The sequence below is a fragment of the Ferrovibrio sp. genome (assembly GCF_965278975.1).
GTDB lineage: Bacteria > Pseudomonadota > Alphaproteobacteria > Ferrovibrionales > Ferrovibrionaceae > Ferrovibrio.
Map to the genome: position 1 here is coordinate 3,731,670 of NZ_OZ257126.1, position 16,689 is coordinate 3,748,358.

Below are 16,689 nucleotides of genomic sequence, written 5' to 3' on the forward strand. Positions count from 1 at the left end.
ACATGAGCGAGAACCCGGAAAAGAACTATATCCAGGGCGCCACCGGCGCGTGGGAAATCGTCATCGGCATGGAAGTGCATGCCCAGGTCGCTTCCCAGGCCAAGCTGTTCTCCGGCGCCGCCACCACATTCGGCGCCGAGCCGAACCATCAGGTCAGCCTCGTTGACGCCGCCATGCCGGGCATGCTGCCGGTAATCAACGGCTTCTGCGTCGAGCAGGCGGTGCGCACCGGCCTGGGCCTCAAGGCGCAGATCAACCTTCATTCGGTGTTCGACCGTAAGAACTACTTCTACGCCGATCTGCCGCAGGGCTACCAGATCAGCCAGTATCTCCAGCCCGTGGTGGGCAAGGGCGAATTGCTGCTCGACATGCCCGATGGCAGCACCCGCATCATCGGCATCACCCGGCTGCATCTGGAACAGGATGCCGGCAAGAGCCTGCATGACCAGAGCCCGCGCGAGAGCTTCATCGACTTGAACCGCTCCGGCGTGGCGCTGATGGAGATCGTGTCGGAACCCGACATGCGCAATTCCGAGGAAGCGGGGCTTTACCTCAAGAAGCTGCGCACCATCCTGCGCTATCTCGGCACCTGCGACGGCAACATGGACGAAGGCTCGATGCGTGCCGACGTGAATGTGTCCGTGCGCAAGCCGGGCGGTCCGCTGGGCACCCGCTGCGAGATCAAGAACGTCAATTCCGTGCGTTTCGTGCAGCAGGCCATCGAATACGAAGCCCGCCGCCAGATCGAAATCCTGGAAGATGGCGGCAAGATCAACCAGGAAACCCGCCTGTTTGATACCGGCAAGGGCATCACGCGCAGCATGCGCTCCAAGGAAGAAGCGCATGACTACCGCTACTTCCCCGATCCCGACCTGCTGCCGCTGGAATTCGAGCAGGGCTGGGTCGATGGCATCAAGGCGACGCTGCCGGAATTGCCCGACGAGAAAAAGGCGCGCTTCATCGAGAAGCTGGGCCTGAGCCCCTATGACGCCAGCGTGCTGGTGGCGGAGAAGGAGGCGGCCGATTTCTATGAGAAGGTGGCCAAGGGCCGCGATCCGAAGCTCTGCGCCAACTGGGTGATCACCGAGTATTTCGGCGTGCTGAACAAGTCCGGCCAGAGCATGGCCGACTTCACCATCACCGCCGAGAAGCTCGGCGGCCTGATCGACCTGATCGCCGACAACACCATCTCGGGCCGCCTGGCCAAGGATGTGTTCGCGCTGATGGTGGAGAGCGGCAAGGATGCGCTCACCATCGTCGATGAGAAGGGCATGCGCCAGGTCACGGATACCGGCGCCATCGAGAAGGTGATTGACGACGTGATGGCGGCCAACCAGGACAAGGTGGCCGAGTATCGCTCCGGCAAGGACAAGCTGTTCGGCTTCTTCGTCGGCCAGACCATGAAGGCATCGGGCGGCAAGGCAAATCCGGCGGCGGTGAATGAACTGCTGAAGAAGAAGCTGGCGGGGTAATCCGCCGGCAGCGGGCTTCAGTTTCAGGGATCAATCCATCGTGAGGTGGATTGACCCGGGCGATGCTTCGGCTAGGCTGGCGTTAATGCGGAAATTACGCCTCCTGCCGCTTTTGCTGGCGCTCATGCTGACGCCCTGGCTCGCTTCGGCGCAGCCGGTGAAAACCGAGTATTCCGAAGCGGAACTCGTGGCCGAGCGCGCCGGTATCGCGCCGGGCGAGACGCTGTGGCTGGCGCTGCGGCTCAAGCATCGCGAACACTGGCATTCCTATTGGCGCAATCCCGGCGATTCCGGGCTGGCGACCGAGATCGCCTGGGAGGTTCCCCAAGGCTGGCAGGCGGGTGAAATCCTGTGGCCGGCGCCGCAGCGCATTCCGATCCCGCCGCTGGTGAATTATGGCTACGAGGGCGAGTTCCTGCTGCCCGTCGCGGTGACCGCACCCAGGGATGCCCGGCCGGGTGAGATGGTGACGCTGAAAGCCGCCGCCACCTGGCTGACCTGTGAGAAAATCTGCGTGCCGGAGGAAGCTGAGCTAAGCCTTGCCCTGCCGGTGAATGCCACGCCAGCGGCACCCGATGCGCGCTGGGCCGGGCTGTTCACGGCGGCACGCCAGGCGCAGCCCACAATGAGTCCATGGGCCGCCAGTGTGAGTAGCGATAAGAGCGGTGGGGGGGATCGCATTAGCCTGCGGGTCGAGGCACCGGGCCTGGATGCCGCGCGCTTGCAGGAGGTCTATTTCTTCGCCGCCGATGGCAATGCCGTGCAGCATGCCGCCGCTCAAGGGCTGCGTGTCGATGGCAAGAGTTTAACACTGGATATCGAGCGCGGCATCGACAAGGGCAAGCCGCTGGCGCCGCTGGATGGCGTGCTGGTGCTGACCGAGAAACTCGACGGCACCACGGCACGGCAGGCTTTCACGGTAGCGGCGAAACCAGTGGCGGCATCGGCTTTGTCACAAACGCCTGCTGTCTCGACTTCCAGTGTCACGGCTATCGAGGCGTTGCTGATGGCGATGCTGGGCGGCCTGCTGCTCAACATCATGCCCTGCGTGTTCCCGATCCTGTTCATGAAGGCGCTGGCCTTCGCGCGGCTGGGGCGGGCCGAGCGCGGCGCGGTGCGGCGCGAGGGGCTGGCCTATACCGCCGGCGTGCTGGCTACTTTTGCCTTGCTGGCCGGCAGCCTGCTGGCCTTGCGTGCCGGCGGCGCCGTGATCGGCTGGGGCTTCCAGTTGCAAAGCCCGCTGGTTGTGCTGGGGCTGGCCTATCTGATGGCGCTGATCGGCTTCAATCTCGCCGGCCTGTTCGAGATCCGCTTCGGCGGCAATCTCGGCAGCGGCTTGGCCGAACGCGGCGGCAGCCTGGGGGCTTTCTTCACCGGCGCGCTGGCAGTCGTGGTGGCAACGCCCTGCACGGCGCCCTTCATGGGGGCGGCGCTGGGCTATGCCGTGGCAGCGCCACCGGCCCAGGCGATGCTGGTATTCCTCGGCCTCGGCCTTGGCATGGCCTTGCCGTTCCTGCTGTTCAGTCTGGCGCCCGGCCTGGCGCGCCATCTGCCGCGCCCGGGCAACTGGATGACGGTGTTCCGCCAGGCGCTGGCGTTTCCGATGTTCGCCACGGCTGCCTGGCTGCTCTGGGTGCTGACCCAGCAGGCTGGTGCCGATGCCATGCTGGCCGGCTTGCTCGGCATGCTGCTGCTCGGCTTCGCGGCCTGGGCCTGGGGCAAGGGAGAGGGACTGCTGGCACGTCTGCCAGCGGCGGCGGCCGTGGCTGGTGCGCTGGCGCTGTTACTATTACCGCAGGAGCAGCCGGCAGCGGCGACGGAAGCAAAGCTTGCCGTGCCGAGTTCGGCCATCGCCTGGAGCCGCTTCGATGCGGCGGCCATCGATACAGCACGGCGCGAAGGCCGGCCGGTACTCGTGAATCTTACCGCTGCCTGGTGTGTCACCTGCATCGTCAACGAGGGCGCGGCTTTGTCGTCATCCACCATCGCCGCCAAGCTGGCCGAGCGCCGCGTGCTGGCGTTGAAGGGCGACTGGACGCGGCGCGACCCCGCCATCACGCAGTATCTCGGGCAATACGGCCGCTCCGGCGTGCCGCTTTATGTGCTTTATCCGGCGGACCCGGCGGCCTCGCCGGAAGTGCTGCCGCAGTTGCTTACCGAAGGCATTGTACTGGATGCGTTGAACAGGCTTTGAACCAGACACGTTGAACCAGACACGTTGAACCAGATAGGGAGGACACCATGTTTCGTCGTCATCTTCTGCTCGCCGGTGCGGCTCTGCTCGCTGGCGGCATCGTCATTGGCCAGGCACAGGCCGATACCGCTACTGCCACGCCGGGCAAACCGGCCCCGGCCTTCAAGGCCGTGGATGTGAACGGCAAGCCGGTGAACCTTTCGGATTTCCGCGGCAAGACCGTGGTGCTGGAATGGACCAACCATGAATGTCCGTTCGTGCAGAAGCACTACAAGTCGGGCAACATGCAGAACCTGCAGAAGGCCGCCGCCGCCGAGGGCATCGTGTGGCTCACGCTGCTGTCCTCGGCGCCGGGCGAGCAGGGCCATGTTTCGGTGGAGCAGGCCAAGAGCCTTACCACTGAGCGCGGCGCCGCGCCGGGCAATGTGCTGTTCGATACCGATGGCCGTATCGGCAAGATGTATGGCGCCCAGGTGACGCCGCATATGTATGTGATCGATGCCAAGGGCGTGCTGGCCTATGCCGGCGCCATCGACGACAAGCCTTCCACCCGGCTCGCCGATGTGGACAGCGCGCGCAACTATGTGCGCGAGGCGCTGACGGCGGTGAAGGCGGGCAAGACCATGGACCCGCCGGTGACCCGCGCCTATGGCTGCACGATCAAGTATGTGAGCTAGGCAAGTACGTGAGCTAACCTGGCGTTTCGCTAAATATGGGCGCAAAAGGGCCACGTTCTTGCCCTTATTGAACAATAGACCTCGGAACTGAGACATACAGTTCCGAGGTTTTTTCATGCCCTACCGTGCTTTGGCCGTTTTGGCCCTGCTGGTGGTACTGGCCGGTTGTTCCACAGTGAAGGAAACCGATACCGGCCGCACCGCCACCGAACAGATGCTGCTCTCTACCGCCGCCGACCGCGCGGCCGAGCAGACCGCCGAGAAGATTCCGGCTGGCTCCACCGTGTTCGTCGATGAACGCTTCGTCGAGGGCGCCGATGGCAAATACGCCATTGCCGCGATCCGCGACCATATCCTGCGCCGCGGCGCCCGCCTGGTTGCTGAGCGCAAGGATGCCGCCATGGCGGTGGAATTGCGCATCGGTGCCTTGGCTGTCGATGACAAGAATACCCTGGTCGGTATCCCCGATTTCGGGGTGCCGATCCCGCTGGCCGGCAATGTGAATGTGCCGGAGATCGCGCTATTCAAGAAGCGCCGCCGCCAGGGCGTGATCAAGATCGCGGCGACCACGATTGATACCCGGACCGGCGAACTGGTGCAGGCCGGCGATCCGGTCTACGGCTTCGCGGAAAAGACCGACTGGGCCTTGCTGATCTTCTTCTCCTGGACCCGGAACGACCTGATGCCGGACCAGGACAATGCTTGGGTCGGAAAGTAATCCGGGCTGGAAAATGTTGGCACCGGTCTTGACCTTGCCCCATGGCAAGCCCCAGTTTCAGGGGATAGGAGACAAGATCATGCTGACATTTACCGTTCCCAACATGACCTGCGGCGGCTGTGCCGGTGCCGTGCGCCAGGCCCTGGGCGAGCTGCCCGGTATCGGCAAGGTGGAGATCGACCTGCCGGCTAAAATCGTGCGGGTGGAGCAGGGTGCCGCGCCGGAACCCGCCGTGCGCGCTGCCATCGAGCAGGCCGGGTTCGAGATCGCCGCCTAGTCTGGTAGGATGGCGGCTGGGAATCGATACCCGGCAATCGCTTAAGGGGGCCGCGCCATGAACCTGATGGAAGCCACCATCTTCGCTGTGCTGCTGAGCGGCCCGCAGCCGCCGTTTCAATGCCGCATGACGCCGGACGAGAAAAGCGCCATCTGTAGTTCCGATCTCACCATCGCGGAAGGCGAGAACGGCAAGCTGACCTATTCCAACAATGTGACGGTGGAGAAGAACCGCAAGCGCGAGCTGGTTTTCTCCAATGGCCTGACCAGTTATTTCGACAGCTTCGGCTGGCTGCGTTTTTCCAACGGCTATGCCTTGCGCCGCACCGAAGGCGACATCTTCCGCATCTCGCCGCCGAACAAGGCGAATGACATGCAATGCCGCTACACGCAGCCGAAATTCATCGTCCGCTGTACGCCGGCCTAGGTAGCCTGCCGCTTATCGCTTGAGATCGATCAGCCGTGACAGCATCTGGTCGGCGGCGGTGATCACCTGGCTGTTCATGCCATAGGCCTGCTGTGCCTGTACCAGGAAGGTCATCTGCTCCGCGATATCCACGGTGGATTGTTCCACGGTGGCGGTTACAAAGCGGCCAACGGCGGCGGGATTGTCTGGATCATCGGAATTGCCGTAGATCACATTGCCCGAAGCCGTGGTCGGCTGGAAGGTGGTGTCGTCCAGGCGGTCGAGGCGGTCCGGCTCGCGGAAATTCGCCAGCGTCACCTGATACAGCGTCTGGGTGCGGCCATTGCCGTAATTGTAGATGATGTGGCCGAGTTCGTTGAACGACACGTTCTTGAATTCGGCGCCGGGCAGGCCGTCCTGGCTGAAATCGACATTGGTCGGCAGGCCACCCGGCGTGGTGTACTGGGTCAGGCCGGCGGTGGCGGTGGCGCTGAAGCCGGCATTGAAGGTGCCGAGGTCGAGCGTGATCGGCTGGGCGGCGCCGCCGAATTCCGGGTTCAGCGTGATGGTGGCGGGGCCGCCATCGGTGGAAGGCGTCAGGGTCAGGCCGGCATCGGCGGTGGCCAGGCTTTGCAGGCGGCCGGCGGCAAAGGGTGGGGCGGTGCCATCGGCGAAGGTGACGGTGACGGGGCCGAAACTGGTCTGGCCGGTTTCGCCGGCATCGATCTGCAACTGCCACTCATTGGCCGTGGCGCTCTTGGTCCAGGTGACCTGAAGATCGTGCTGGCCGGTGGTGGCGGTGGAGTTGGGGTCGTAGACCGGGATCGCATAGCGCGATTGCGCGCCGGCGGTGGCATTGGAGGGCAGGTTGGCGGTGAAGGATACCGTGGTGGTGGGAATGGCCTCGATCGGCGAGTCATCCACCTTCAGCAGTTGCGGCGTGGTGCTGCCGAGCGGGCTGGCCAGCAGGTAATAGCCGTTGGAATTGACCAGATAATTGCCGGCATCCATATGGAAATCGCCAAGCCGGGTGAAGTAGGTGGCGCTGTCCACCGTCACGGTGCGGTCGGAGATGCCCCCGGTGGTGGTGTCGACGATGCTGGTGGGGCGGCCGACCGGGATGAAGCCCTGGCCGGAAACCGCGAAATTGGTGCTCTGGAAGGTCTGCAGATAACCGCCCTGGGCGCGGTTTTCGAATTTCGCCGATGCCAGCACGCCGCCCTGCTTGGTGCTGTCGATAACCGGGCTTTCGCCGAGCACCTTGTTATGCACCAGATCGGAAAAGGCAGTGTTCACCACCTTGTAGCCGTTGGTGGTGCTGTTGGCGATGTTGTCCGAGATGTTGCCGACCCAGGTGGCCGCAGCATTGACGCCGGAAACCGCAGTACCGAGCGCGCCGAAAAAGGTCATGGTGATCGCCTCCGAACGGGCAAGATGAATCCTGTTGGACCAGAAGGGAGCAAGCCGCGTGCCAACGCTTAAGTGGCGGAATTCGTTAATATGGGCTGCCGCCGGGCGGGCCGGCTCGGCAAATTTTGCCGGGTGAGGGCGGGGGCCGCGGCAATTGTTGCTGCGCTTGCTTTGCTTAAACGCGGTGGCTGGTGATAATGCGCGCCATCATGGCCGATAGCAGCCTGCACCGTTTGTCCGAAGCCCGCTTCACCCTCACGGGTGAATTCCAGGACGCGCGCGAGGAGCAGGCTTTCCGGGCCAGCATCCTGGAAGAAGCCCGCGACCTTGGCGTCCTGGTGGCAATCATCGCCACCGGCGTATTCGTGCTGGCCGGCCTGCGCGACTACTGGTTCTTCGGCTTGACCGAGCCGTTTTACGACCTGGCTTTGCTGCGCCTGCTTGGCCTTGCCGTGGGAACGGCCATCCTGCTGGCGATCAGGCGTGCCGCCACTACCGATGCATTGTTCATCTGGATCGGGCTCGGCGAATTGCTGCTCAATCTGCATATCCTGGCCTCATGGTATCTCACCCGTGGCAACGGTGCGGACATGCCGGTGATCACGCCACCGGCGATCACCATGGCGGCGGTGTTCGGCTATTACCTGGTGATGCCGAATGGCCTGATCGTGGCCATGCTGAATGCAACGATGCTCTCGCTCGGCTTCCTTGGCTTGTCCGCCACCCTGTTCGGCCATGCGCTGGGCGAGGTCGGGCTGATGGCTTTGCTGCTGCTGGGCGTCAACGTCACCGGCTTTGTCGGCATGCGCAAGATCAAGCTGGCGCGGCGCCGGGCCTATCTCAGCGCCAAGGCCGCCGAGCGCAGCTTCGCCGAGCGCGATGCAGCATTGGCGGAATCGCGCCAGCACGAGGCTTACCGCTCCTGGGCGCTGGATGCGTTGCCGATCGGCGTGGCGCTGTTCGATGCCGGGCAGCGGCTGCATACGGTGAACCAGCGGGCGCTGGAATTGCTGCAATTGCCGTCCGAGGCGGTGCAGCCCGGCACCACGCTGGACGACATGATCCGCCTGCTGGCGCGGCGGCGCGATTTCGGTGACCTGGGGGCGGAGGATTTCCGCTATCACCTGAACCGCCTGGTGGTCGGCGAGACCAGCAGCCAGGCGGCACGCCACCGCCGCACCGGCAAGGTGCTGGATTTCACCGCCGGCAACCTGCCCGATGGCAGCGTCGCCTTTGCCATCACCGATGCCACTGATCGCGATGCCACCGACCGCCGCCTGCGCCATGCCGTGGAAGTCGCCGGCGATGGCTTTGCCATCTTCGATACCGAGGACAAGGTCTCGATCTGCTCCAGCCGCTTCGCCGCGCTTTATGGCCTGACGGTGGAGGAGACCCTGGGCAAGGGCTTCGATGAACTGATCGCCATCGGCTATGAGCGCGGCGTGTTCGATCCGGCGGAAAGCCGGGCCGAGGAGGGCGCGGTGAGCAACGAACGGCTGGACCGCAGCATCCAGGCCGAGCGCACCGCCGATATCCGCACCCGCAGCGGCGAATGGTATCTGGTGCAGGAGCGCGTGACGCCATCGGGCGATCTTGTGGTGGTGCGTTCCAACATCACGGCGCGCCGGCGCATGGAGGATGAACTGCGCCGCGCCAAGGACGACGCCGAGCGGGCGCTGGCGGAGCTGAAGGAAGCCCAGGCCAGCCTGATCCTGGCCGAGAAGATGGCCTCGCTCGGCTCCATGGTTGCGGGCATGAGCCATGAGATTTCGACCCCGCTGGGCATCGGCGTCTCGGCGGCCTCGCATATGGCAGGTGAACTGGAGAAGCTGGCCGGCCAGGCCAAGGCCGGCAGCATGAACCCGGCGGCGTTGCAGGATTTCATCGACAACGCGGTGGAAGCCACCCGCATCATGCAGGGCAACCTGAGCCGCGCCGCCCGCCTGATGCAGGCTTTCAAGCAGGTTTCCGCCGACCAGACCAACGACACCCAGCGCGCCTTCGATGTCGGCGCCTATCTCCAGGAAGTGTTGCTCAGTCTGGCGCCGGCCCTGCGCCGCACGCCGCACAAGGTGGCGCTGGATTGCCCCGAGGGTCTGGTGGTGGAGCACCGCCCCGGCGCGCTGAGCCAGATCGTTACCAACCTGGTGATGAATGCCCTGCAGCACGCCTATGAAGGCCGCAATCAGCCCGGCGTGATCCGGGTGCGGGTGGCGCCGGTGCGCGCCGACCGCATCGCCATCGAGATCAGTGACGATGGCAAGGGCATCCCGCCGGCGATCCTGCCGCGCATCTTCGACCCGTTCTTCACCACCCGGCGCGGCAGCGGCGGCACCGGCCTGGGCATGCATATCGTCTATAACCTGGTGACCCAGGTGCTGGCCGGCCATATCACGGTGCAGAGCCGGCCCAATGGCGGCAGCCGCTTCACCATCATCCTGCCCTTGCAGGCGCCCGCCAAGGCGGCGTGAAAGCTGGTTGCTTCAAGCACTTGGCGCCCTAACTGGGCCATACGGGAGGGGCGTGCGGGTTGCGTGGTTGGGCGGCTTCGCCCACACTCCGGCCCGAGCTAGATCCCAGGGAGTAGACGATGATTGATCTGTATTACTGGCCGACCCCGAACGGGCACAAAGTCACCCTGTTCCTGGAGGAAGCCGGTATCCCCTACACGATCAAGCCTATCAATATCGGCAAGGGCGAGCAGTTCGCGCCCGACTTCCTGAAGATCGCGCCGAACAACCGCATGCCGGCGATTGTCGATCACCAGCCCGCCGATGGCGGCGCGGCGGTTTCCGTGTTCGAGTCCGGCGCCATCCTGCAATACCTGGCGGAGAAATACGGCAAGTTCCTGCCCGCCGACCTGCGCGGCCGGGTTACCTGCACGGAATGGCTGTTCTGGCAGATGGCCGGCCTTGGCCCGATGTGCGGCCAGAACCACCATTTCAATCAATATGCGCCCGAGAAAATCCCCTATGCGATGAACCGCTATATAAATGAAACCAATCGTTTGTATGGCGTTCTCAACAAGCAGCTTGAGGGCCGCGCGTTCATCTGCGGCGATGCCTACACGATTGCCGATATGGCCTCCTATCCCTGGATCGTGCCGCATGAGCGCCAGGGCCAGAAGCTGGCCGATTTTCCGCATCTGAAGCGCTGGTTCGACAGCATCTGGGCGCGGCCGGCCACCAAGATCGCCTATGAGAAGGGCAAGGCGATCAACCAGGGTGTGCCGGCAATGACCGAGGATGCCAAGAAGATCCTGTTCGGCCAGACCGCTGCGGTTGTCACTCAAAGCGATGCTGGGGTGAGGAACTGATGCCTACTGTCACGCTCGCCACCACCGACGCCCAGATCGCCGCCTGCTTCCCGGTGATCCATGAACTGCGGCCGCATCTCAAGGATGCCGCTGAACTCGTTGACCGCGTTCGCCGCCAGGAGCAGGAGGGTTTCCAGCTTGGCTATGTCGAGGAAGCCGGTAAGCCGGTTGCCTGTATCGGTTTCCGCCGCCAGGAACGCCTGGTGCATGGCCCGCTGATCTATGTCGATGATCTCGCCACGCTGAATGCTGTCCGCTCGAAGGGCTATGGCGCGGTGATGCTGGATTGGGTGGAGGCACTGGCCAAGGCCGAAGGCCGCAAGGTGGTGGATCTCGATTCCGGCACCCAGCGCACCGATGCCCACCGCTTCTACTTCCGCCAGCGTTACGCTGTCACCGCCTTCCACTTCCTGAAATATCTCAAATAGGATTAACACCGTGATCGACTTCTACACCTGGGGCACACCCAATGGCCGCAAGGTTTCCATCATGCTGGAAGAAGCTGGCATCAAGTATCAGGTATTCCCGGTAAACATTACCAAGGACGAGCAATTCGCCCCGGACTTCTTGGCCGTGAATCCGAACAACAAGATCCCCTGCATCGTCGACCATGCGCCGCCGGCAGCTTACGGCAGCGAACCCTATGCAGTGATCGAGTCCGGCGCCATCCTGATCTACCTGGCGGAAAAAAGCGGTCAGTTCCTGCCCCAGGACGCCCGGGCGCGCGGCCAGGCGCTGCAATGGCTGATGTGGCAGATGGGCGGCTTTGGCCCGATGCTGGGCCAGACGCATCATTTCGTCCGCTTCGCCAAGGAGAAGGTGCCCTACGCCATCGACCGGTTCAGCACAGAGACCAAGCGGCTCTATGGTGTGCTGAACGGCCATCTCGGCAAGAACGAGTATCTTGCCGGCAAGGACTACTCGATCGCCGACATGGCCACCCATCCCTGGGCCGGGCGCCATGAATGGCATGGCATCGACCTGGCGGATTTACCGCATGTGAAGCGCTGGTTCGACGCCATCGCTGCCCGCCCGGCGGTGCAGCGCGGCTACGACGTGCCGTAAGCAGCGAAGCAAGGCGGGCAGGGCATGGTAACGCCGCTCAGGCTCAGTGTCTGGTTCGATTACGCCAGTCCCTATTCCTATCTCGCGGTGTCGCGGGTGGAGGGGCTGGTGGCGTCGCTTGTCGAGAATGGCCAAGCTATCGAGATCGACTGGCGGCCGTTTCTGCTTGGCCCGATCTTCCAGCGCCGTTCGGCCAATCCCAGCCCGTTCCAGGATGTCTCGCCCTCCGAGCGCGGCTACCGCTGGCGCGACGTCGCCCGCCATGCCGCGCTCTACGGCATCCCCTGGGCCTTGCCGACACGCTATCCGCCGATGGGCCTGAATGCGGCCCGGCTTACCCTGGTGGCGCTGGAAGAGGGCTGGGGGCGGGACCTGATCCGTGCCGCTTACTCGGCGGCGTTTGCCGAGGACCGCGACATTGCCGATCCGCAGGTGCTGCACGCGCTTGCCGCCAGCCTGGGCCGCGATGGCGATGCCGCCTTGCGCAAGGCGCAGGGCGAGCGGGTGAAGATCCAACTTACCCAGCAGGTCGAGACCGCGATCAATGGCGGCCTGTTCGGCGCGCCGAGCTTCGTGGTCGGTGCCGGGGCCGAGGGCACCGGCGGCGAAGTATTCTGGGGCAATGACCGCCTGGAACAGGCGCTGACCTGGGCCGAGAAGCCATGGCTCTAGACGATAACGCTTCCGTACAGCGGGTGCGCCTGGCGCTGGAGACCCATGCGCCGGGTGCGGGCAGCCGCATCATCGCGCTTTCCGACAGCGCACGAACTGCTGCTGAAGCAGCGGCGGGTCTCGGCTGCGAGGTCGGCGCCATCGTCAAGTCGCTGGTATTCGACTCTGGCGGCAAGGCGGTGATGGCCCTGGTGGCCGGCGACCGGATGTGTGACACGGCAGCACTTGGCCGCGCCTTGGGGCTGGAGAAGGCGCCGAAGCGCGCCTCTGCCGATCTGGTGCGGGAAGCCACCGGCTTCGCCATCGGTGGCGTTTCGCCCTTCGGCCATCCCGGCAAACTGCCCATGGCGATTGATGCCTCGCTGTCGCGATTCGAGCTGATCCATGCGGCGGCAGGCCACCCCCACGCGGTTTTCCCGCTCAGCTATGCCGAATTGCTGGCCTGGACCGGCGGGTTGCCGGTGGCAGATTTGGCGCCGAGCGCCTGAGATTCCAGGCGCGGTCAGGCTCTCAGTTTATTGAAAATAAAAGGAAAGTGGCGGAGGGGATGGGATTCGAACCCACGGTACAGGTTTACCCTGTACAACGGTTTAGCAAACCCACTGCTGCCCAATTAGATCAAAGCGCCGTTCAACAAATCGCTCCCAAAAACAGTATGGATTTAGTCGGCCTGTTGAACGCGCACCACCCAGGAATACGCTCCTGTTGCAAATATTGTTCTTATTTGGTTCTAATGCCGGCGATGCCGGACCTTGTGCGCTACATCTCGGATGCGATCCGCCATAGCATCGGCTTTCAGGCTGAATGCTTCCGCTGTCACCACGTCCAGGTGCTGGATATGCGGGCGCTCGCCGAGCATTGCGGCCCAGAGAAATCCATCCGCTGGCTCCGCCGCAAACTGAAATGCAATCGCTGCGGCGCGAAGCATGGCGAACTGGAGCTATGGCCGATCCGGCAGCCGCCGGCCGGGCCAATCGGTGGCGCGTTCGGCGGGGCCTATGATGATGCTGCGGAGATTCCGCGCCGCCTGGAGGCGCTTTCAGGGCCGATACAGGGCCGCAAGAACGGCCGGCGCTAGGAGAGCCAGAGTGCGGCTTCCGCCTCGCGACGGGCCACCAGGCCAGGCAGGCGCTGCCCGCCGCCATAGACCCATTTGCGCAGCTCCGCCGGCACCGCCTCAAAGTCACCCCGGTTGATCAGCGCCCGCATGGTGGAGCCGCGCAGGCGGCCGGAGCCGAGGTTGAAGGTCCAGCTCGTCAGCGCATCGAGCTGCCCAGCCGAGAGCGCCGGCCGGATCAGGCCCAGCACGGCGGCACGCGCCAGCGCCAGATCGCCATCGAGCCAGACTTCGCCCTGGGCTTCATCGGCCAGCGGCTGATCCTGCCGGCAGAGATGACCCCAGGCGATGGTCCAATAGCCGGCAGGGCAGAGATACGGCGCCGCCATCACCGGCAGGCGATGGCGGACGCGCTTATGAAAGCCCTCGGCATACTTCACCAGATCGACCAGCACGCCCATGCTGCCTACCGGCGCCCCGCCGTGGCACTGGCCTCGAAAGTGCGGCCGACGAACCAGAAGCCCAGGATACCGAAGAAGGCTTGCGTATCGGCCGGCGTCCACAGCAGCAGCACGGCATTAGCCACGCCGCTGCCACCATTCAGCGCCACAACGAAGATGGCGATCTTGGCCGCGCCGAACAGCAGGGCGAAATACCAGGTGATGCCGGGCCGTGTGAAAGCGTTGAAACCATCGACCCACCTGATACCGGTGCGCTTGCCTTGCGCCGCCACCGCCGCCGCCAGGGCCTTGGCGCGTTCGACCTCGGCTGCCCACCAGCCCTCGGTTTCCTTTTCCCGGATACGCTGCTCACCCCCGGACATGGCGATCTCGGCATCCAGCTTCCGCATCGCCAGCTCATGCGCGCGGTCGCCCTTGGCCTGGAACAGCTTCAGCACTTCCGGCACCAGGCGCAGCAGGCCGCCAATCAGACCACCCGTGGCACCATTGGCGAAGAAGCCGACGATATCACCAAGCATATCCATATCTCACCCTCCGATTTTCAGCTTGACCGCCAGGCCAGCGCCCAAGGCAACCAGCGCCGCCGTGGTCGACACCTTGAGAATGGTCCGCCAGACCGTGGAACGCGCCGAGCGCCAGGCATCCAGCAGTTCGCGCAGATCGCGCACATCCTTGCCGGCTTCGGCATCATGCAGGCCGACACCCTCCAGCGCCTTCCGCGCACCCATTTCGGCGGCACGCTCTAGCGCCGCTTTCAGTTCATCCACATGAATGATCCGCACGCCGGTATCCGGCAACACCGGGCCGCTCATGCCGCGAACTCATCGACGATCAGCAGGCAGCGCAGCGCGCCGCCGAACAGCCGCGAACTGCTATGGCCGTTGATGTACATGGCCACATTCTGATCGGTCCCCCAGCGCATAGAGAAGCTGGTGGCGGCGGTGCTGCCAGCCGCCTCCTCATGCAAGGTCAGGCAGTGATTGTTGTGCAGCCCAGGGAAATTGCAGACGCCCGTGGCGCGCGCATCGGCGATGGCATCGCGGTAGATCGACAGGACGCCGGTAGCAGCGGTGCCCGAACTAGTCTGGATGAACGGCATATAGGCCGTCACCCGCAGCAGCGAGGCCGCCGATTTGGGTGTGATGCTCACCGCAGCAATTTCCACGCCTTCGGAAATCTGCGGCTTCGTGTCATCTCCGGGGATAACGCTGGTGATGGTCTGGCGCTGATCGTAGATCGCCACTTGGCGCTGCACCCAGCCGCGCCACGCCCAGGCCGGATCATCGGCGCCAGCCACCAGCACTTGCCCGGCCGCGCCCTTTGCCAGCCGCTGCCAGCCAGAGGCGCCACGCACCATGATATCGCCCCGCTGGCTATCAGCCAGGCCGAGCAGGTTCGGATTGATCAGATCGAGGGCCATGGCTCAAGCCCAATCACGATAAGGCGTGGCCGGCGCATCGATCAGCAGGCCGGTGCTTTGGAACACCGGCAGCAGGCTTTCATCCAGCAGCATGATATTCGCGTGCCAGCCGGTGCCGAATTCAGCCGGCGTCACCTCGTTGCCCTCGCCATCGTAAACCGGCGCCGCGGTCATGATCTGGCCGATGGGATCAAGCGCCCATTGATGGGTGGCGCGGATCCAGCGGCCGCCGGCATCGACGAAGTCCGGCAGCGCCGCCTTGGCCTGCTCGCGGGTTTCAGCTTGGAGATAGAGCTTCACAGCGGGGCCTCCGTTAGCGGCTGATATCTTGCAGCTCGGCATTGACCAAGCGGCGCGGGAAATAGGCGATGTGGCGGATATGGCCGTTGATGATGGATGCGCCATTGAAGGCGCCGATATGCAGCGCCGAGGCCGCCGATGGCACCGCGCCGGCACCGTCAGTTACGGGCGTTGCCCCGTTCACCGAAAGGGCGAAGTCATTGAGCTTGTAGGCCAGCGCGGCGGCGGTCTGCACCCCGGCGGCGAACACGCCATCCGCCAGCGTTGCCACGCCGCTGCCGCCGGCGGTGACGACACCGCGCGCCTTGTAGGGCGAGGTGATATCGAAAGCCGCGAAGTTATTGTTGTCGGCATACAGCACGGCGGGAACGACTGCCGTTGCCGGCGCGTCGAACCGCACCAACAGGGTTCCCTCGGCCTGGTTATAGGCAAAGGCGCTCGTGGCCACGGTGAGCAGGTCGGCCGCGCGGGTCACCTGGCTGCCCGCCGTCGCGATATAGCTGGTCGGGATCGAGCCGGCTTCAAGCTGGCCGCCCCAGAGATATACGCCGCTGGCGCCATCACCGGCATAGCTGTCACTGCCGCCGCCATTGATCAGCCGGACGATGCCGCGCACCGTGGCGCCACCACCGGTATTCGGGATGCCGCTGATCCGGCAGCGATACCAGCCGTTACCAACAGGCGTAATGCTGCCAACCGGGGTGCTGCCATTGCCCGTGGTGGTGACGCTGGCAACGGTGCCGGCGCTGACATCGAAGGTGGCGCGGCAGCCATTCCCGCCGTTGTCATCCAGATCCAGGATGAAGCGCCGCGCCGAGGCCATCGCCTTTGCATAGATCGTCAGCGAGTGCTGGTTGCTGGCGGTGCCGGCGGCGGCCTGGTGGATGATGTGGACGCCATTATCGGTAGTCTCGACGATGCTATCAGCTGTCGTGGTGCCATCCGGCGCCACAGCAGCATTGGTGCCAACGGTGACATAGATGACATTCCACGACGTGCCGAATTCGGCGCTGCGCAGCAGCAGGTTGGTGCGGGCCTCTTCAATCAGCCAGCCGAGATAGGCACCCGTCAGCGGGTCGAAATCATGGCGCAGCACGCCGCTGGAAGCACTGACCAGCTTCCCGACAGCGTCGAAGCAGGTTGCCGCGCTGGCGCGGGTGAACGTCGCGATGCTGGGCTTGCCGTTGCTGTCGTTCAGATACAGCCGGGCATCGAGGTTGAGCGAGGGATAGATCATGCTGCTTT

The 16,689-nt window shown here is 64.3% G+C and carries 20 protein-coding genes; 13 read left to right on the forward strand and 7 right to left on the reverse strand.

Going from position 1 to position 16,689, the window contains the following annotated elements:
- Positions 1-2 precede the first annotated feature (2 nt).
- The 6 genes from gatB (at position 3) to ACQY7X_RS17685 (ending at position 5,764) form a co-directional block, all read left to right on the forward strand.
- Positions 3-1,472 (forward strand): Asp-tRNA(Asn)/Glu-tRNA(Gln) amidotransferase subunit GatB, encoded by a 1,470-nt coding sequence (gene gatB / locus ACQY7X_RS17660; RefSeq protein ID WP_428246726.1) that lies wholly within the window; start codon positions 3-5, stop codon positions 1,470-1,472.
- 85 nt (positions 1,473-1,557) lie between these two features.
- Positions 1,558-3,666 carry a protein-disulfide reductase DsbD family protein gene (locus tag ACQY7X_RS17665; RefSeq protein WP_428246727.1) on the forward strand — a complete coding sequence of 703 codons (2,109 nt, stop codon included), beginning with the start codon at positions 1,558-1,560 and terminating at the stop codon, positions 3,664-3,666.
- A 47-nt stretch (positions 3,667-3,713) separates the two neighbouring features.
- Complete coding sequence (locus tag ACQY7X_RS17670; RefSeq protein WP_428246728.1) at positions 3,714-4,343, forward strand: redoxin family protein; 630 nt, start codon at positions 3,714-3,716, stop codon at positions 4,341-4,343.
- Positions 4,344-4,458: 115 nt separating this feature from the next.
- Positions 4,459-5,061 (forward strand): DUF6655 family protein, encoded by a 603-nt coding sequence (locus ACQY7X_RS17675; protein WP_428246729.1) that lies wholly within the window; start codon positions 4,459-4,461, stop codon positions 5,059-5,061.
- A gap of 79 nt (positions 5,062-5,140) precedes the next feature.
- Complete coding sequence (locus ACQY7X_RS17680; RefSeq protein WP_428246730.1) at positions 5,141-5,338, forward strand: heavy-metal-associated domain-containing protein; 198 nt, start codon at positions 5,141-5,143, stop codon at positions 5,336-5,338.
- Between the two features lie 57 nt (positions 5,339-5,395).
- A complete protein-coding gene (locus ACQY7X_RS17685; protein WP_428246731.1) occupies positions 5,396-5,764 on the forward strand; it encodes a hypothetical protein in 369 nt (122 codons plus the stop codon).
- Between the two features lie 12 nt (positions 5,765-5,776).
- Here ACQY7X_RS17685 and ACQY7X_RS17690 read toward each other — a convergent pair whose 3' ends face one another.
- Positions 5,777-7,153, reverse strand: a complete 1,377-nt coding sequence (locus ACQY7X_RS17690) for a flagellar hook protein FlgE (RefSeq protein WP_428246732.1) — start codon at positions 7,151-7,153, stop codon at positions 5,777-5,779.
- Positions 7,154-7,362: 209 nt separating this feature from the next.
- Here ACQY7X_RS17690 and ACQY7X_RS17695 point away from each other — a divergent pair, with 209 nt between their 5' ends.
- The 7 genes from ACQY7X_RS17695 to ACQY7X_RS17725 all read left to right on the forward strand — a co-directional run bounded on the left by ACQY7X_RS17695 (position 7,363) and on the right by ACQY7X_RS17725 (position 13,284).
- Positions 7,363-9,624 carry a PAS-domain containing protein gene (locus ACQY7X_RS17695; RefSeq protein ID WP_428246733.1) on the forward strand — a complete coding sequence of 754 codons (2,262 nt, stop codon included), beginning with the start codon at positions 7,363-7,365 and terminating at the stop codon, positions 9,622-9,624.
- 119 nt (positions 9,625-9,743) lie between these two features.
- A complete protein-coding gene (locus tag ACQY7X_RS17700) occupies positions 9,744-10,469 on the forward strand; it encodes a glutathione binding-like protein (RefSeq protein WP_428246734.1) in 726 nt (241 codons plus the stop codon).
- Entirely contained in the window at positions 10,469-10,897 is a 429-nt protein-coding gene (locus ACQY7X_RS17705) for a GNAT family N-acetyltransferase (protein ID WP_428246735.1), read from the forward strand. The genes ACQY7X_RS17700 and ACQY7X_RS17705 overlap by 1 nt, the downstream gene beginning before the upstream one ends.
- A 10-nt stretch (positions 10,898-10,907) precedes the next feature.
- On the forward strand, positions 10,908-11,534 hold the full coding sequence (locus ACQY7X_RS17710) for a glutathione binding-like protein (RefSeq protein WP_428246736.1): 627 nt from the start codon (positions 10,908-10,910) through the stop codon (positions 11,532-11,534).
- A gap of 24 nt (positions 11,535-11,558) precedes the next feature.
- The gene (locus tag ACQY7X_RS17715) at positions 11,559-12,206 is read left to right on the forward strand and encodes a 2-hydroxychromene-2-carboxylate isomerase (protein ID WP_428246737.1); all 648 of its coding nucleotides are present in this window, start codon (positions 11,559-11,561) and stop codon (positions 12,204-12,206) included.
- Entirely contained in the window at positions 12,197-12,694 is a 498-nt protein-coding gene (locus tag ACQY7X_RS17720; protein WP_428246738.1) for a YbaK/EbsC family protein, read from the forward strand. The genes ACQY7X_RS17715 and ACQY7X_RS17720 overlap by 10 nt, the downstream gene beginning before the upstream one ends.
- Positions 12,695-12,753: 59 nt before the next feature.
- Positions 12,754-13,284, forward strand: a complete 531-nt coding sequence (locus ACQY7X_RS17725; protein ID WP_428246739.1) for a hypothetical protein — start codon at positions 12,754-12,756, stop codon at positions 13,282-13,284.
- On the opposite strand, the gene ACQY7X_RS17730 is transcribed toward ACQY7X_RS17725, so the two are convergent.
- The 6 genes from ACQY7X_RS17730 to ACQY7X_RS17755 are packed head-to-tail and all read right to left on the reverse strand — an operon-like array spanning position 13,281 to position 16,681.
- Positions 13,281-13,724 carry a lysozyme gene (locus tag ACQY7X_RS17730; RefSeq protein ID WP_428246740.1) on the reverse strand — a complete coding sequence of 148 codons (444 nt, stop codon included), beginning with the start codon at positions 13,722-13,724 and terminating at the stop codon, positions 13,281-13,283. The genes ACQY7X_RS17725 and ACQY7X_RS17730 overlap by 4 nt on opposite strands.
- Before the next feature lie 5 nt (positions 13,725-13,729).
- Positions 13,730-14,248, reverse strand: a complete 519-nt coding sequence (locus tag ACQY7X_RS17735; protein ID WP_428246741.1) for a hypothetical protein — start codon at positions 14,246-14,248, stop codon at positions 13,730-13,732.
- 3 nt (positions 14,249-14,251) lie between these two features.
- The gene (locus ACQY7X_RS17740) at positions 14,252-14,536 is read right to left on the reverse strand and encodes a DUF6127 family protein (RefSeq protein WP_428246742.1); all 285 of its coding nucleotides are present in this window, start codon (positions 14,534-14,536) and stop codon (positions 14,252-14,254) included.
- Positions 14,533-15,144, reverse strand: a complete 612-nt coding sequence (locus ACQY7X_RS17745) for a hypothetical protein (RefSeq protein WP_428246743.1) — start codon at positions 15,142-15,144, stop codon at positions 14,533-14,535. Before ACQY7X_RS17745 ends, ACQY7X_RS17740 begins: the two co-directional genes overlap by 4 nt.
- A 3-nt stretch (positions 15,145-15,147) precedes the next feature.
- Positions 15,148-15,444 carry a hypothetical protein gene (locus ACQY7X_RS17750; RefSeq protein ID WP_428246744.1) on the reverse strand — a complete coding sequence of 99 codons (297 nt, stop codon included), beginning with the start codon at positions 15,442-15,444 and terminating at the stop codon, positions 15,148-15,150.
- A 13-nt stretch (positions 15,445-15,457) separates the two neighbouring features.
- Positions 15,458-16,681 (reverse strand): phage head spike fiber domain-containing protein, encoded by a 1,224-nt coding sequence (locus tag ACQY7X_RS17755; RefSeq protein ID WP_428246745.1) that lies wholly within the window; start codon positions 16,679-16,681, stop codon positions 15,458-15,460.
- Positions 16,682-16,689 lie beyond the last annotated feature (8 nt).

Bases quoted from the DNA above. Each gene is read 5' to 3' on its own strand.
- gatB (WP_428246726.1), top strand. From the start codon at position 3: ATGAGCGAGAACCCGGAAAAGAACTATATCCAGGGCGCCACCGGCGCG.
- ACQY7X_RS17665 (WP_428246727.1), top strand. From the start codon at position 1,558: ATGCGGAAATTACGCCTCCTGCCGCTTTTGCTGGCGCTCATGCTGACG.
- ACQY7X_RS17670 (WP_428246728.1), top strand. From the start codon at position 3,714: ATGTTTCGTCGTCATCTTCTGCTCGCCGGTGCGGCTCTGCTCGCTGGC.
- ACQY7X_RS17675 (WP_428246729.1), top strand. From the start codon at position 4,459: ATGCCCTACCGTGCTTTGGCCGTTTTGGCCCTGCTGGTGGTACTGGCC.
- ACQY7X_RS17680 (WP_428246730.1), top strand. From the start codon at position 5,141: ATGCTGACATTTACCGTTCCCAACATGACCTGCGGCGGCTGTGCCGGT.
- ACQY7X_RS17685 (WP_428246731.1), top strand. From the start codon at position 5,396: ATGAACCTGATGGAAGCCACCATCTTCGCTGTGCTGCTGAGCGGCCCG.
- ACQY7X_RS17690 (WP_428246732.1), bottom strand. From the start codon at position 7,153: ATGACCTTTTTCGGCGCGCTCGGTACTGCGGTTTCCGGCGTCAATGCT.
- ACQY7X_RS17695 (WP_428246733.1), top strand. From the start codon at position 7,363: ATGGCCGATAGCAGCCTGCACCGTTTGTCCGAAGCCCGCTTCACCCTC.
- ACQY7X_RS17700 (WP_428246734.1), top strand. From the start codon at position 9,744: ATGATTGATCTGTATTACTGGCCGACCCCGAACGGGCACAAAGTCACC.
- ACQY7X_RS17705 (WP_428246735.1), top strand. From the start codon at position 10,469: ATGCCTACTGTCACGCTCGCCACCACCGACGCCCAGATCGCCGCCTGC.
- ACQY7X_RS17715 (WP_428246737.1), top strand. From the start codon at position 11,559: ATGGTAACGCCGCTCAGGCTCAGTGTCTGGTTCGATTACGCCAGTCCC.
- ACQY7X_RS17720 (WP_428246738.1), top strand. From the start codon at position 12,197: ATGGCTCTAGACGATAACGCTTCCGTACAGCGGGTGCGCCTGGCGCTG.
- ACQY7X_RS17725 (WP_428246739.1), top strand. From the start codon at position 12,754: ATGGGATTCGAACCCACGGTACAGGTTTACCCTGTACAACGGTTTAGC.
- ACQY7X_RS17730 (WP_428246740.1), bottom strand. From the start codon at position 13,724: ATGGGCGTGCTGGTCGATCTGGTGAAGTATGCCGAGGGCTTTCATAAG.
- ACQY7X_RS17735 (WP_428246741.1), bottom strand. From the start codon at position 14,248: ATGGATATGCTTGGTGATATCGTCGGCTTCTTCGCCAATGGTGCCACG.
- ACQY7X_RS17740 (WP_428246742.1), bottom strand. From the start codon at position 14,536: ATGAGCGGCCCGGTGTTGCCGGATACCGGCGTGCGGATCATTCATGTG.
- ACQY7X_RS17745 (WP_428246743.1), bottom strand. From the start codon at position 15,144: ATGGCCCTCGATCTGATCAATCCGAACCTGCTCGGCCTGGCTGATAGC.
- ACQY7X_RS17755 (WP_428246745.1), bottom strand. From the start codon at position 16,681: ATGATCTATCCCTCGCTCAACCTCGATGCCCGGCTGTATCTGAACGAC.